Annotated in this window: 15 protein-coding genes and 1 tRNA gene; 12 read left to right on the top strand and 4 right to left on the bottom strand. The window is 73.9% G+C overall.

Annotated elements, in window-relative coordinates; translation table 11 throughout:
* Window positions 1–71: 71 nt before the first annotated feature.
* Window positions 72–491 (top strand): MarR family winged helix-turn-helix transcriptional regulator, encoded by a 420-nt coding sequence (locus tag MTP13_RS08830; RefSeq protein ID WP_243570710.1) that lies wholly within the window; start codon window positions 72–74, stop codon window positions 489–491.
* Here MTP13_RS08830 and MTP13_RS08825 read toward each other — a convergent pair.
* Window positions 488–1,093 carry a TetR/AcrR family transcriptional regulator gene (locus MTP13_RS08825; RefSeq protein WP_243570708.1) on the bottom strand — a complete coding sequence of 202 codons (606 nt, stop codon included), beginning with the start codon at window positions 1,091–1,093 and terminating at the stop codon, window positions 488–490. The two genes, MTP13_RS08830 and MTP13_RS08825, sit on opposite strands and share 4 nt — an antisense overlap.
* A 66-nt stretch (window positions 1,094–1,159) precedes the next feature.
* Between MTP13_RS08825 and MTP13_RS08820 the strand changes: the two genes are divergently transcribed.
* The 3 genes from MTP13_RS08820 to MTP13_RS08810 are packed head-to-tail and all read left to right on the top strand — an operon-like array spanning window position 1,160 to window position 4,165.
* Complete coding sequence (locus tag MTP13_RS08820) at window positions 1,160–2,023, top strand: SDR family oxidoreductase (protein WP_243570707.1); 864 nt, start codon at window positions 1,160–1,162, stop codon at window positions 2,021–2,023.
* A 13-nt stretch (window positions 2,024–2,036) separates the two neighbouring features.
* Window positions 2,037–2,666 (top strand): ABC transporter ATP-binding protein, encoded by a 630-nt coding sequence (locus tag MTP13_RS08815; protein ID WP_243570706.1) that lies wholly within the window; start codon window positions 2,037–2,039, stop codon window positions 2,664–2,666.
* Window positions 2,663–4,165 (top strand): hypothetical protein, encoded by a 1,503-nt coding sequence (locus MTP13_RS08810; protein WP_243570705.1) that lies wholly within the window; start codon window positions 2,663–2,665, stop codon window positions 4,163–4,165. Before MTP13_RS08815 ends, MTP13_RS08810 begins: the two co-directional genes overlap by 4 nt.
* On the opposite strand, the gene MTP13_RS08805 is transcribed toward MTP13_RS08810, so the two are convergent.
* Entirely contained in the window at window positions 4,162–5,157 is a 996-nt protein-coding gene (locus MTP13_RS08805; protein WP_243570703.1) for an NADP-dependent oxidoreductase, read from the bottom strand. The genes MTP13_RS08810 and MTP13_RS08805 overlap by 4 nt on opposite strands.
* 168 nt (window positions 5,158–5,325) lie before the next feature.
* Here MTP13_RS08805 and MTP13_RS08800 point away from each other — a divergent pair, with 168 nt between their 5' ends.
* From MTP13_RS08800 to MTP13_RS08790, 3 genes are read left to right on the top strand one after another with little or no spacing between them, the layout of a single operon-like run.
* Complete coding sequence (locus tag MTP13_RS08800; protein ID WP_243570702.1) at window positions 5,326–6,363, top strand: quinone oxidoreductase family protein; 1,038 nt, start codon at window positions 5,326–5,328, stop codon at window positions 6,361–6,363.
* Between the two features lie 33 nt (window positions 6,364–6,396).
* Entirely contained in the window at window positions 6,397–6,825 is a 429-nt protein-coding gene (locus tag MTP13_RS08795; protein ID WP_243570701.1) for a MarR family winged helix-turn-helix transcriptional regulator, read from the top strand.
* A 23-nt stretch (window positions 6,826–6,848) separates the two neighbouring features.
* Window positions 6,849–7,202, top strand: coding sequence for a VOC family protein (locus MTP13_RS08790; RefSeq protein WP_243570700.1), 354 nt, complete (start codon window positions 6,849–6,851; stop codon window positions 7,200–7,202).
* Window positions 7,203–7,273: 71 nt separating this feature from the next.
* Here MTP13_RS08790 and MTP13_RS08785 read toward each other — a convergent pair.
* A tRNA-Ser gene (locus MTP13_RS08785) sits at window positions 7,274–7,364 on the bottom strand.
* 94 nt (window positions 7,365–7,458) lie between these two features.
* On the opposite strand from MTP13_RS08785, the gene MTP13_RS08780 reads away from it, so the two are divergent.
* Together MTP13_RS08780 and radA are read left to right on the top strand one after the other, a co-directional pair.
* Complete coding sequence (locus tag MTP13_RS08780) at window positions 7,459–8,229, top strand: SGNH/GDSL hydrolase family protein (protein ID WP_243570699.1); 771 nt, start codon at window positions 7,459–7,461, stop codon at window positions 8,227–8,229.
* 9 nt (window positions 8,230–8,238) lie between these two features.
* A complete protein-coding gene (gene radA, locus MTP13_RS08775) occupies window positions 8,239–9,603 on the top strand; it encodes a DNA repair protein RadA (RefSeq protein ID WP_243570698.1) in 1,365 nt (454 codons plus the stop codon).
* Window positions 9,604–9,633: 30 nt separating this feature from the next.
* On the opposite strand, the gene MTP13_RS08770 is transcribed toward radA, so the two are convergent.
* Window positions 9,634–10,041 (bottom strand): dehydrogenase, encoded by a 408-nt coding sequence (locus MTP13_RS08770; RefSeq protein ID WP_189083622.1) that lies wholly within the window; start codon window positions 10,039–10,041, stop codon window positions 9,634–9,636.
* 69 nt (window positions 10,042–10,110) lie between these two features.
* On the opposite strand from MTP13_RS08770, the gene MTP13_RS08765 reads away from it, so the two are divergent.
* The 3 genes from MTP13_RS08765 (at window position 10,111) to MTP13_RS08755 (ending at window position 12,078) form a co-directional block, all read left to right on the top strand.
* Window positions 10,111–10,770 (top strand): pentapeptide repeat-containing protein, encoded by a 660-nt coding sequence (locus tag MTP13_RS08765; protein ID WP_243570696.1) that lies wholly within the window; start codon window positions 10,111–10,113, stop codon window positions 10,768–10,770.
* 23 nt (window positions 10,771–10,793) lie between these two features.
* A complete protein-coding gene (locus MTP13_RS08760; protein WP_243570695.1) occupies window positions 10,794–11,072 on the top strand; it encodes an SHOCT domain-containing protein in 279 nt (92 codons plus the stop codon).
* 94 nt (window positions 11,073–11,166) lie between these two features.
* Window positions 11,167–12,078 (top strand): DUF6301 family protein, encoded by a 912-nt coding sequence (locus tag MTP13_RS08755; protein WP_243570694.1) that lies wholly within the window; start codon window positions 11,167–11,169, stop codon window positions 12,076–12,078.
* Window positions 12,079–12,092 lie beyond the last annotated feature (14 nt).

Below are 12,092 nucleotides of genomic sequence, written 5' to 3'. Positions count from 1 at the left end.
CAGGGGACCGCACGACCGTAACAGATAATCTACTTTTAGACGATCTATTTATGCACTGCTATGCTTGGGGCATGATCGCACGCACGGTGAGCGACCTCGTCGTTCAGCTTCAGCTGCTGTCCCGCTCGATCGAGCATCGGGCTGCCGAGGAGCTCGGCGGGCTCGACACCACGCTGCGCACGGTGAGCGTGCTGCTGTGCGCGGCATCCGGCGAGAAGACGCAGACCGAGCTCGCCGAGCTCGCCTGCCTCGACAAGTCCACCATGGTGAACACGCTCGACGCCCTCGAGCGCTCCGGACTGGCCGAGCGCAAGATCCCGGCGGAGGACCGCCGGGCGCGGGTCGTGGAGGTCACCGACGAAGGGCGGCGGGTCGTCGCCGCCACCGCCGGCGTCCTCGACGGCCTCTACGATTCGGTGCTCGAACGACTGCCCGAAGCGGACCGCGAGCCCTTCCTGCGCTCGCTCGCGAGGCTCACGCAGTCCGCCTAGGCCCCGCTCTCGCGGAACCCGAGGAGCGCGGCATCCAGCGCCCGGACCATCGCGCCGCGCCGCACGTCTCCGGGCTCCGCGCGGAGCCCGCCGTCGAGCCCGGCGCCCTCGACGGCGCCGAGCGCGGCGCCCACCATCGGCGCGACGCTCGCGAGCGGCGCCCCCGTGTCGGCCGCGATCCGGAGCGCGAGCCCGCGCGCGAGGTCCATGAGCTGCGCGGCGAGCGAGCGCGGGATCTCGCCCCGCGAACCGAGCGCCGCCCGGATCGCCGCCTGCCGCGCGAGGGCGTCCTCGCTCGTGGCCGCCTCGATCAGGGCAACCACGGCCGCGCGCACCCGATCCGCGGGATGCGGGGAGTCCGTCTCGCCGGCGACCCGCCGGGCGAGGGCCGTGAAGTCGTCGACGTGCGCGAAGAGCAGGTCCTCCTTCGACGGGAAGTGCGCGTAGAAGGTGCGCTCGGAGACCTGGGCGCGGCGGGCGATCTCGGCCACCGTCGTCGCCTCGTAGCCGTTCGCCTCGAAGAGCTGCGCGGCGCTGTCGCGCAGCGCCTGATGGGTGCGCCGACGCCGGGCGTCGTGTCCGTTCCCCTGCGCCTGCGGCATGAGCCGAGTCTAGCCGCGATCCGCACAAAATTGCAGATCTGCAATCTTTTGTCGATACTGATCGGTATGGAATCAGCTGCGCGGACGTACCTCGTGACGGGAGCGGACTCCGGCCTCGGCCGCACGGTCGCCGACCTGCTCGCCGAACGCGGCCGGGTGATCCGCTGCGGCCTCGGCGACGGGGTCGACGTCCGAGCCGACCTGGCGAGCGCGGAGGGGCGCGCGCGACTCATCCACGAGGTCGACTCGCTGAGCGGAGGCCGGCTGGACGGGATCGTCGCCGCGGCCGGGCTCGGCGCGCCGCGGGTGGAGACGGTCGCGCTGAACCACTTCGGCACCGTCGCCGTGCTCGACGGGCTCCGCCGCCTGCTCGCCCGCTCTCCCGCGCCGGCCGCCGTGGTCGTCTCCTCGTCGTCGACCCTGAACCGCGGCAGCGGCGCGCTCGTGCGCGCGTGCCTCAGCGGGAACGAGGAGAAGGCGCTCGGCGTCGCGAGGCGGCTGATCCGCACCCGGCGGGGCAGCCAGCTCTACCGCTCCAGCAAGATCGCGCTCAACCACTGGGTCCGGGCCGCTTCCGTGCAGGCCGAGTGGGCCGGTTCAGGGATCGTCCTGAACGCCGTCGCCCCGGGGATCATCGGCACCGAGCTCGTGCTGCGCACGTGGGACCGGGACCGGCAGCTGCTGGAGACGGCACTGCCGCAGCCGCTCGGCGCACCGGGCCCCGTGGCCCCGGTCGCCGCCCTGCTCGCGCACGCCGTCTCGCCCGAGAACCGCTTCATGACCGGACAGCTCATCTATTGCGACGGCGGCACGGACGCCCTGGTGCGCGGCGCGCGGCCGCAACGCCTCTTCCTGCGCTACCGCCCGCGCGAGATCCTGGCGCTGCTGCGCGCCTCGCGCCGGCTCGCCGGGGATGCCGCCGCCGTTTGAGAGGATGGCTCGCATGATCGAGGTGGATGGCGTCACGGTGACCGCGGGCGGGACGACGCTCCTGCCGGCCGTCACGCTGACGGTGCCGCGCGGCGCCGTCCTGGCGATCCGCGGCAGGAACGGCAGCGGCAAGTCGACGCTCCTCGGCGTGCTGGCCGGATCCAGGACCCCCACGCGCGGCACCGTTCGGATCGACGGCGCGGACGTGAGCCCGCGAGACCGCGGCTTCCGCCGACGGGTCGCCGCGATGATCGGACTGCCGCCGATGGCGCCCGATCTGACGGTCTCCGACCACGTCCTGCTGGTGGCCACGACCTGGCTGGACGATCCCCGCGAGGCGGCGGAACTCGCGCGCACGGTGATCGCCGAGCTGCACCTGACCGGGCTCGGGCAGCGGTTCCCGCACGAGCTGTCGTCCGGGCAGACCCAGCTGTTCGGCCTCGCCCTGGTCCTCGCCCGCCCGTTCGACGTGCTGCTCCTCGACGAGCCGGAGCAGCGGCTCGACCCCGAGCACGTCGAGTCCGTGATCCAGGTGCTGCGCGCCCGGCGCGACGCGGGCGCGACCGTGATCGCCGCCACCCACAGCCCGGCGCTCGCCGACCGGCTCGCCGATCGCACGCTCTGGCTGGATGCCGCAGCGTGACCGGCCCCGTTCGCGCAGCGCTCGGGATCTGGCGCGCCCGCACCTCGCGCACGAGCCGCGACGGCGCGTACGCGGTCTACCTCGCGCTGATGGTCGCCCTGGTGACGGTGATCCCGGGTGTTCGGGCGGCCTGGCTCGGCCTGACCAGCCCGGAGGGGATCGCGGCGATCACCGCGGCCGGCGCCCCGGACGCGGCGATCGCGGTCGTCGCGGCGCTGTGGGCGGGCGCGCTGCTCCTGGGTCGCGACCGCGGCCCCGCCGTGCGACCGCCGTTCCTGACGCACGCGCTCGCGACGAGCGGGCTCGCCGGCGCTGAGTCGTTCCGCGGGCCGGTGCTGCGCGCCGGCGCGCTGGTGACGGTGCTCACGACCGCGACCGCCGGCCTGCTCGGCGCCGCCCTCGTCGGCGCCCGACTGGCGGGCCCGCTCGACGCGGCGGTCTTCCTCGCCGTCGGGGCCGTCGTCGGGGCGGTCACGACGGTCGCCTGGCTCGCCGGGCAGGCCCTCCCGCGCGCAGCGGTGGCGATCGCCGTCGGCGTCTGCGGGTTGGGCGCCGCCACCGCGGCCGCCCCCGCGCTGCGTCCGTTCACCCCGATGGGATGGGTCGGGCTCGCGTACCCCGTCGCCGGCGACCCGCCCGCGGTCGCCGCGCTGACCGCACTGGCGGCGCTCAGCGCAGCGCTCGTGTGCGCCATCCCGACGCTGCTGAACCGGCTCCGGCTCCGTGAGTTGCTGGCCCAGTCCGCACGCTGGGACTCGGCGACCGTGCACGCCGGCGGCATGGATTTCAGTGCCGCCGTCGCCGTCTACCAGCGTCGGCCGAGGCTGGGCCGCCGGCTCCGCGCGGTCCGCGGGCTCGGCCGGCCGGCCCTCGTCTTCCTCGTGCGCGATGCGATCGGGGCGGCCCGAACCCCCGGCCGCCTCCTGCTCGGCGTGCTCGCCGTCGCCGGGGCCGGTGCGGTCCTCGCGCTCGCCTTCACCCCCGCTGCGGCGGGCTGGGCGCTCGGGGCCGCCGCCGGAACGACCCTGTTCGCGGGCCTCGGTCCGCTCAGCGACGGCCTGCGGCACGCGGCGAGCGTTGCCGCCGGGCTCCCGCTCTACGGCATCGGCGACGGACCGCTCCTCGCCCGGCACCTGCTCTTCCCGACGGTCGTCGCGCTCCTCGCGCTCCTCACGGCCGTGCTCGTCACGTCGTCAGCGGCGGGGATCCCGGCCCTCGGGCCGCTCGTCGGCGCTCTCGCGCTCGGCCCGCTCGCCCTGCTCGCGCGGGTGAATGCCGCGCTGAAGGGGCCGATGCCGCCCGCGCTGCTCGCGCCCGTCCCGACGCCGGTCGGCGACCTCGGCGCCGCCGTGCGGATGGCGTGGGCGGTCGACGGCCTGCTGCTCGTCGCACTCTCGGGCGCCGCGGCCGCGCTCGTGCTGGAGAGCCCCCTTCTGCTGCTCGGCGCCGCGCTCGCCCTGCTCGGCATCGGCGCGAGCCGCTGGCGGCAGCGCGGCTAGGCCGCCGGGTCGGCCGGATCGCCCGGATTGGCCGGATCGCCCGGATCGCCCGAGACCACGACGGCGACCTTGCCCCGCACGTGGCGGCTCCGCTGCTGGGCGATGGCCTCCGCGAACCGCTCGATCGGGTAGACCCCGGCGATCGGCACGGTGAGACGGCCCTCGGCGACGAGGGCGAGCAGCCGCCCGAGGTCGCCGGGGTGGGCGTCGGAGCCGTTGACGGAGCGCACCCCCGCGGGCGGATCCTCGGATTCGATCGTGACGATGCGGTGCGCGGGGACGCCGAGCTCGCGGGCGGCGACAGCGGTGGCCACGCCGTGCAGATCGGCCGCGGCGGCGACGGGCGCACCCAGATCCCGCAGCGCGTCGGCGAGTCCGGTGCCGTAGGCGAGCGGTTCCGCGCCGAGGGATCGGAGGAACGGAGCCGATGCCGCCGACCCCGTGCCGAGCACGCGGGCGCCGCCGTGCACCAGCAGCTGCGTCAGGATCGAGCCGACCCCGCCGCCCGCTCCGCCGACGAGGACCGTCTCGCCGGGCGCGACCGCCAGCGCCCGGGCCACAGCCGAAGCGGTCCGACCCGCGATGTCGAGGACCCCCGCCGCGAGATCCTCGACGTCGGCCGGCGTGCGATGCAGGCTCGGATGGTCCTCCTCGAGGACGAGCGACGAGGCGAGCGCGCGACCCCGCGCTCCCCCGAACACCCGGTCGCCGACCCGCCACCTCCTCACCGCTCGGCCGGTCTCGACGACGACGCCGGCGAAGTCGTTCCCGTAGCCGGCGGGCACCGTGATGCCGAACGCCGCGGCGAGCGCCTCGGACTCGACGATCTGCCAGTCCACCGGGTTCAGCCCGGCGACGGTCACCCGGATGCGCACCTGCTGCGGCGCGAGCTCGACCGCCTCGACCGGGCGCAAGGAGAGCTGGTCCACGCTTCCGAAGCGATCGAAGCGCACCGCGACGTCCGCGTGATGCGGCGATCCGAGACTCGGCATGGGACGAGGATGCCACCTTCCGGCCGGGCGTGCGGCGGCCGGAGGAGCGTGTTCGACATGTCGAAACCGCAGACCCCTCGAGGGGTTCGCCGAGGGGCCCGGTGAAATTCCTTGATCGAATCATGCATCGATGGTTTAGTTGATTCAATCAAGCAAATAGGAGCATCCATGCGCACGCGACCCCAGCCGTCGTCCCCGGGCACGACGACACCCGCCGAGATGAACGCCGTCGTCCTCGACCGGTTCGGAGCGGAGGACGAGCTCGCCCTCCGACGGATCGCCGTCCCCGAGGTGGGCGCACGCGAGGTGCTCATCCGGGTGCGCGTCGCCGGCGTGGCCTCCTGGGACGCCGAGGAGCGCCGCGGGCACTACGACGGCGTGTTCGGCATCCCGTCGCGCTTCCCGTACGTCCTCGGCTGGGACGCGGCCGGCACCGTCGCAGCGGTCGGCCCCGAGGTCACGCGATTCGAGCTCGGCGACCGCGTCTACGCGGCCTCGATGCCCGTGCCGCGCGGGGGCTTCTACGCCGAGTTCGGCGTCGTCGACGAGGAGCACGCGGCACACCTTCCCCCGCAGCTCTCGATGGAACAGGCCGGAGTGATGGCCTGGGACGCCCTGACCGCGCAGAGCGGCCTCGAACTGCTCGACCTCCGTCCCGGCCAGACGCTGATGGTCTTCGGCGCCAGCGGAGGCATGGGTCACCTCGCGGTGCAGCTGGCGCGCCACCGAGGCATCCGGGTCCTCGCCGTCTCCTCCGGCGCCGACGGCGTCGCCCTGTCGCGGGCGCAGGGCGCGGACGCGGTGGTCGACGGCCGCGCCCATGATGTGCTGGCCGCCGCGGAGGCGTTCGCCCCGGGCGGGATCGACGCCGCGCTCGTGACGGCGGGCGGCCCGGCCGCCGAGCGAGCGCTCCGCGCGGTCTCCCCCGCCGGGCGGATCGCCTGGCCGAACGGCGTGCATCCGCTCCCCGCCGCAGCGCCCGCAGCGCCGATCCTCTCCTTCGACGGCGACCGGGGCCGCGCAGCACTCGACCGGCTCAACGCCGTCGTCGAGGCGGGCGCGTTCACGCCGCATGTCGCGCAGCGATTCCCGATGGCCCGGGCGCAGGACGCCCACCGCGCGCTCCGCGAGCACTACGTCGGGAAGCTGGCGTTGCTCGTCGCCGACGACGAGGCCGCACCGGACTCGTCGTCCCGCCGGCCCTGATTGCTTGATGGTCTCCAGCGCTAGGATCGGGGCATGGCGCTCCCCCTTCGCATCGCGACCGAGACCTCGGAGGCCGAGGGCCTGCTCCTCGACCTCGTGAACGCCTACGAGCAGGCGTTCGACCGGGCCGCCGCATCCGTGCAGCTGAGCGCAGCCCAGGCCTGCGTGCTCGGCCGGCTCTCCGAGCACCGCTCGATGGGCGGGCTCGCCACGGAGCTCGGCTGCGACGCCTCGAACATCACGCAGATCGTCGGGCGCCTCGACGGGATGGGGCTCACCTCCCGCGAAGCCTCCCCGGCGGACAAGCGAGTCAGGATGGTGGCGCGCACGGCGGCCGGCGAGCAGGTCGCCGAGCGATTCGACCGCGCCTTCGGCTTCGCCCGCGAGGCGCTCGCCCGCCTGTCGCCCGACGAGCAGGCGCTGCTCAGCTCGCTGCTCCGGAAGGCCCTGCCGGCTTCGTGAAGCCGAGCTGTCAGACTGGGCCGATGCGCGTCGAACGAGTGGTTCCCAACCTCACCGTGGTCGAGCTGCACCAGGCGGTCGAGGAGCACCGGCTGGTGCTCGGCTGGCGCGTGCTCATGGATCACGGCTGGATCGTCACGCTCGGCGACGACGAAGGCCACCAGCTCAGCCTGATGACGCGGGACGCCTCCGCCCCGGTGAACCCGGAGGTCTCGATCTTCGTCGACGACGTGCGCGTCGCGCTCGCGCGCGTGGAGGCGGCGGGGCACGAGATCGTGCACCCCCTCACCGAGGAACCGTGGGGCGTCACCCGGTTCTTCTACCGGGCGTCCGACGGCCGGGTCGTGAACGTCGGGACGCACACGGGCACCACGTGACCCGCCACCGGCCCACCGGCCCACCGGAATGCACAAAACCCCCGATCTCCGTGGAGATCGGGGGTTTTCGCTGGCGGTGACGGTGGGATTTGAACCCACGGTAGGGGGTTACCCTACACAACTTTTCGAGAGTTGCACCTTCGGCCGCTCGGACACGTCACCGGGATCGATAGTAGACGATCCCGCCCGGCTGGCCAAAACGGACGGACGGCGGATGGCTCAGCCGACGTTCAGCGGACGCCCATAGTTTCGTCGCATGCCCGCTCCGCACCGTCTCGCCACCATCGCGCTCGTCGCCGGCGGCGTCGGCGCCGCCGCGGCCGCCGGCGCCCTCGGCTGGCGTGCCTTCGGCGAGCGCCGGCGCGAGCAGTCCGCGGTGCTGAACGAGACGCTCCCCGTGCACTCGAAGTGGTGGCGCGACCTCGCGAAGACCCGGGGCGAGCTGCTCTACGTCGCGATCGGCGACAGCGCCGCGCAGGGCATCGGGGCGAGCCGCCCCGATCTCGGCTACGTGGGGCTCCTCGCCGACGAGCTCCGCAGCCGCAGCGGGCGCACGGTGCGGGTCGTGAACCTCAGCGTCTCCGGTGCCACCGTCGGGCTCGCGGTGCGCGATCAGCTGCCCCGCTTCGGCAAGCTGCGGCCCGATGTCGCCACCGTCGCGATCGGCGCGAACGATATTGCCGACTGGGATGCCGATGCCTTCGCCGAGGGCATCCGCGCCGTGTTCGATGCGGTCCCCAAGCACGCCGTCGTGGCCGATCTGCCGTACTTCTACTTCCCCGCGAACGAGCGCAAGGTCGCCGAGGCGAACGCGATCCTCCGCCGGGAGGCGGCGGCGCGCGGGCTCGTCGTCGTGCCCCTGCACGAGGCGACGAAGCGGCAGGGCGTTCGCGGCATCCTGACCGGCTTCGCGAAGGACTGGTTCCACCCGAACGACCGCGGCTACCGGGTCTGGGCGGGCGCCTTCCGCCCTGCGGTGATCTCGCGGCTCGCCGAGCTGCCCGGCCGTGTCGGGGGCCGCGGCTAGGCTCTGGGCATGGCCCGAACGAGCACCGCCTTCCGCTGCACCGAGTGCGGGTGGAGCACCGCCAAATGGGTCGGCCGCTGCGCCGAGTGCCAGCAGTGGGGCACCGTCGTCGAGGCCGCGGCCCCGACGGGCATCACCCGCACGGTCAAGGCCGCGGCGATCGCACCGTCGCAGGCCGCGCGGCCCATCGCGCACATCGAGGTCGCCGCCACGAGCCACCGGCCGAGCGGCATCGGCGAGTTCGACCGGGTGCTCGGCGGCGGCATCGTCGCGGGCGCCGCCATCCTGCTCTCCGGTGAGCCCGGCGTCGGCAAGTCCACCCTGCTGCTCGAGGTCGCCGCGCGCGTCGCCGCGGGCGGCCGCCGGGTGCTCTACGTCAGCGCCGAGGAGTCGGCGGCCCAGGTGCGGCTGCGCGCGGGCCGCACGGGCGCCCTGCACGACGAGCTCTACCTCGCCGCCGAGGCCGATCTCGCCACGGTGCTCGGGCAGATCGACGAGGTCTCCCCCGAACTGCTCATCGTCGACTCGGTGCAGACGGTCGCGAGCTCCCTGGTCGACGGCCTGCCGGGGCAGCCCAGCCAGGTGCGCGAGGTCGCCTCCACGCTCATCCGCGTCGCGAAGGAGCGCGATCTGCCGCTGCTGCTCGTCGGGCACGTCACGAAAGACGGCACGATCGCCGGTCCCCGCCTGCTCGAGCATCTCGTCGACGTCGTGTGCCACTTCGAGGGCGACCGGCAGACCTCGCTGCGCTTCGTGCGCGCGCTGAAGAACCGCTTCGGCCCCACCGACGAGGTCGGTTGCTTCGAGATGACCGGCGACGGCATCGCCGAGGTGCCCGACCCCTCCGGCCTGTTCCTCAGCCGCGCCCGCACCTCGGTGAGCGGCACCTGCGTCACCGTGGCCCTCGAAGGCCGCCGGGCGCTGCCGGTCGAGGTGCAGGCGCTCGTCGTCGCGACGAAGGCGCCGCAACCGCGTCGCGTGGTGAACGGCGTCGACCCCTCGCGGGTGGCCATGATCCTCGCCGTCCTCGAGCGGCGGGCGGGGCTCAAGGCACTCGGCGAGCACGACGTCTACGTCTCCACGGTCGGCGGCGTGCGCCTCGTCGAGCCGGGCGCCGACCTCGCCATCGCGGTGGCCATCGCCTCGGCGATGCGCGACCGGGCCGTGCCGCACGAGCTCGCCGCCTTCGGCGAGATCAGCCTCGCGGGCGAGGTGCGGCCCGTCGCCGCGGCGACGCAGCGCGCCACCGAGGCCCGCCGGCTCGGCTACACCTCGATCCTCGACGTCGAGGCGGGCAGCGTGCGCGCCGCGGTCGAGCGCGCGATGCTGGCCGCCAAGGGCTCGCGCGAGCGGGAGCTCGACGCGGCGTTCTGAGCCTCGCGCGGGTCGCCGATGGCTGCCCGGCTACGCCTCGAGCGCGCGCAGCAGCTCGCCGGGCGGTGCCTGCATCGGGTGCGGGCCGGCGATGTCGAGGAACACCGTGGTGATCGTCGACTCGTAGCGTTTCAGGAAGCTGCGCAGCCAGCCGGGGCTCTGCAGCCCCACCGCGGGCGGCAGGTTCGCCGGCTTGTGGGCCGCATCGCTGAACAGCAGCAGCGCGACTTCGCCGGTCTTCGGGTCGCGATAGGTCCACACCTCGCCGCCGTCGAGCGGCCGGTCGCGCGGGCCGGGCTTCACGAGCGGCACGACGGTGTTGCCGTGACGCAGGGCGAGGGCGACCGCCGCCATGTCCTGCCGTTCGAGCGCCTCCGCGAGCGCCTGCGAACGGAACTCCAGGGGCTCCTTCGCCTTCTTCTTGCCCGTGCCTGCCATCCCTCCAGCGTAGCCGCGCGCGGACGTGCCCCAGGCCGCCATGTCGGTCGCGGCCGATAGCGTGCAGCCATGCCCAAGCCCACCCGCGCGCCCCAGATCGACCCGCTCCGCCTCGACGGCCTCCAGCCCGGTGACGCCGCAGAGCTCGGCCCGCAGCGCACCGTCGAGGGGCTCCGCTTCGTCGACGCCGAGGTCGAGGGCCGCGACTTCTCCGGCGCGACGTTCTCCGAGTGCGAGCTCGTGGGGTGGAACGCGCACGAGGCCTCGTTCCGCGCTGCCCGCTTCCTCGAGACGCGCATCGAGCGGCTGAACGCCCCGGTGCTCTCCGCCGCCCGTTCGACGTTCCGCGATGTGCGCATCGAAGGCTCCCGCATCGGCTCCGCCGAGCTCTACGACGCCGAACTGCACTCCCTCGTCGTCGAGCAGTCCAAGCTCGGCTGGGTGAACCTGCGCGCCGCCGCGCTGCGCGACGTCCGGTTCCGCGGCTGCACCTTCGACGAGCTCGACCTCGGCGAGGCCAGCCTCGCCCGGGTCGCCTTCGAGGACTGCACGGTCGGCGAGCTCGTCGTCACCCGGGCCACCATGCAGGACGTCGATCTGCGCGGGCTCGACATCCGCGCCATCCGCAGCCTCGAGGGCCTCGCCGGCGCCACGATCGACTCGCAACAGGCCGCCGCCCTCGCCGAACACTTCGCGGCCCAGCTCGGCCTGCGCATCGAAGACCGCTGACCCGCCGGCACTAGGCTCGCCCTATGTTCATGGGATTCGACGGCTGGCACGCGTTCATCATTCTCGGCATGGTGCTCGTGCCGCTCGCGATCGTCGCGGTGATCGTGCTCGTCGTCGTGCGCGTCTCGCGCAACACCGCGCCTCCGGCATCACCCATGAGCCCGCACCCGCCCCAGACCGCACCGGCACCCGCGCTGAGCGCATCCGACCGCCTCGCCGAGCTCGATCGCCTGCGCGAACAGGGCCGCATCAGCGACGCGGAGTACGAGCAGACCCGCGCGCGCATCCTCGGCGAGCTCTAACGCGCGAGCCGGCACTGTCGTCCGACGACGACGCCGCCGAACGGTGCCCGACCTATCATGAAGGCATCTCCGTCTCCCTCTGAGAGGAATGCGCATGGTTGAAGACGCCGCCCTCCGGCACGAGCCGCCGCACCCCGTCGGGCTCTTCGGCCGGATCAGCGGCCGGGAGGTCGAGCTGCTCTCCAGCGGACCGGCGGGAGCGCTGGGGATCCGCGTCGCCTTCGTCTCCGCCCGGCGATCGGACGTCCCCGAGGGCACGCCGGAGGTCACGGGCAGCGCGGGAGCGCGGGACGACGTCATCTGCGTCCCCCGTTCCGCGGTCGAGGATCTCGTCCGGTGGACGTGGACTGCGGTGCTCGACGGCGCCGAGTACGGGGTGCAGGCCGTACGTGACGGGCGTGCGGCGATCGTCACGCGCGACAGTCGACTCGTCTGGGGTGACGGCTGGGAGGGGGACGCCCGCGACGGCTGGGCCCGCTGGGTCGACGTCGACGACGTGGAGGTCACCGCGCACCGGCATCCCATCCCGCCGTGGAAGGCGATGACTCCGAGCGAGGCGTGCGACGTCATGGGCTTCTGGGCGGACGCCTCCTGGCCGCTCACGCGCGATGAGGTCATCGCGGTCGGGGCCGAGCGGTTCGGCTGGTCGGTCGAGGTCGACCGCGGCGTCTCCTACCTCATGAATACCGTCTCAGGCTTCACGATCCCGGATGTCTCGACGATCGGCGAGAATCCGCTGAGCTATCTCACGCTCCGGATCTCCGACGTGATCCGCGAGGTGACTCCCGCCTCGACCTCCTTCCTCGGCGACGCGTTCACGCTCGCCGTGCGCGAGGGGGAGCGTCGCTGGGGGCCGGCCGCGCTGCGCGAAGTCAAGGAGTCGCGGATCGCGAGCTGGGATGCCGCCTCGGGCGGACGGATCTCGTTCAGCAGTGCGCCGAAGAGCCTCGCCGCGCGGTTCGAGACGCCGCAGGGCGTCGCGCTCGAGAAGCGGCTGGGGCACTGACGGTGTCGCGGGGC

The sequence above is a fragment of the Agromyces soli genome (assembly GCF_022811605.1).
Classification (GTDB): Bacteria; Actinomycetota; Actinomycetes; order Actinomycetales; family Microbacteriaceae; genus Agromyces; species Agromyces soli.
Note: the sequence above shows the minus strand (reverse complement) of the source record. Positions and strands in the feature narration are given on the sequence as shown.

Excerpts from the sequence above, each read along its gene's own strand:
- MTP13_RS08830 (WP_243570710.1), top strand. The coding sequence starts at position 72 with ATGATCGCACGCACGGTGAGCGACCTCGTCGTTCAGCTTCAGCTGCTG.
- MTP13_RS08825 (WP_243570708.1), bottom strand. The coding sequence starts at position 1,093 with ATGCCGCAGGCGCAGGGGAACGGACACGACGCCCGGCGTCGGCGCACC.
- MTP13_RS08820 (WP_243570707.1), top strand. The coding sequence starts at position 1,160 with ATGGAATCAGCTGCGCGGACGTACCTCGTGACGGGAGCGGACTCCGGC.
- MTP13_RS08815 (WP_243570706.1), top strand. The coding sequence starts at position 2,037 with ATGATCGAGGTGGATGGCGTCACGGTGACCGCGGGCGGGACGACGCTC.
- MTP13_RS08805 (WP_243570703.1), bottom strand. The coding sequence starts at position 5,157 with ATGCCGAGTCTCGGATCGCCGCATCACGCGGACGTCGCGGTGCGCTTC.
- MTP13_RS08800 (WP_243570702.1), top strand. The coding sequence starts at position 5,326 with ATGCGCACGCGACCCCAGCCGTCGTCCCCGGGCACGACGACACCCGCC.
- MTP13_RS08795 (WP_243570701.1), top strand. The coding sequence starts at position 6,397 with ATGGCGCTCCCCCTTCGCATCGCGACCGAGACCTCGGAGGCCGAGGGC.
- MTP13_RS08790 (WP_243570700.1), top strand. The coding sequence starts at position 6,849 with ATGCGCGTCGAACGAGTGGTTCCCAACCTCACCGTGGTCGAGCTGCAC.
- MTP13_RS08780 (WP_243570699.1), top strand. The coding sequence starts at position 7,459 with ATGCCCGCTCCGCACCGTCTCGCCACCATCGCGCTCGTCGCCGGCGGC.
- radA (WP_243570698.1), top strand. The coding sequence starts at position 8,239 with ATGGCCCGAACGAGCACCGCCTTCCGCTGCACCGAGTGCGGGTGGAGC.
- MTP13_RS08770 (WP_189083622.1), bottom strand. The coding sequence starts at position 10,041 with ATGGCAGGCACGGGCAAGAAGAAGGCGAAGGAGCCCCTGGAGTTCCGT.
- MTP13_RS08765 (WP_243570696.1), top strand. The coding sequence starts at position 10,111 with ATGCCCAAGCCCACCCGCGCGCCCCAGATCGACCCGCTCCGCCTCGAC.
- MTP13_RS08760 (WP_243570695.1), top strand. The coding sequence starts at position 10,794 with ATGTTCATGGGATTCGACGGCTGGCACGCGTTCATCATTCTCGGCATG.
- MTP13_RS08755 (WP_243570694.1), top strand. The coding sequence starts at position 11,167 with ATGGTTGAAGACGCCGCCCTCCGGCACGAGCCGCCGCACCCCGTCGGG.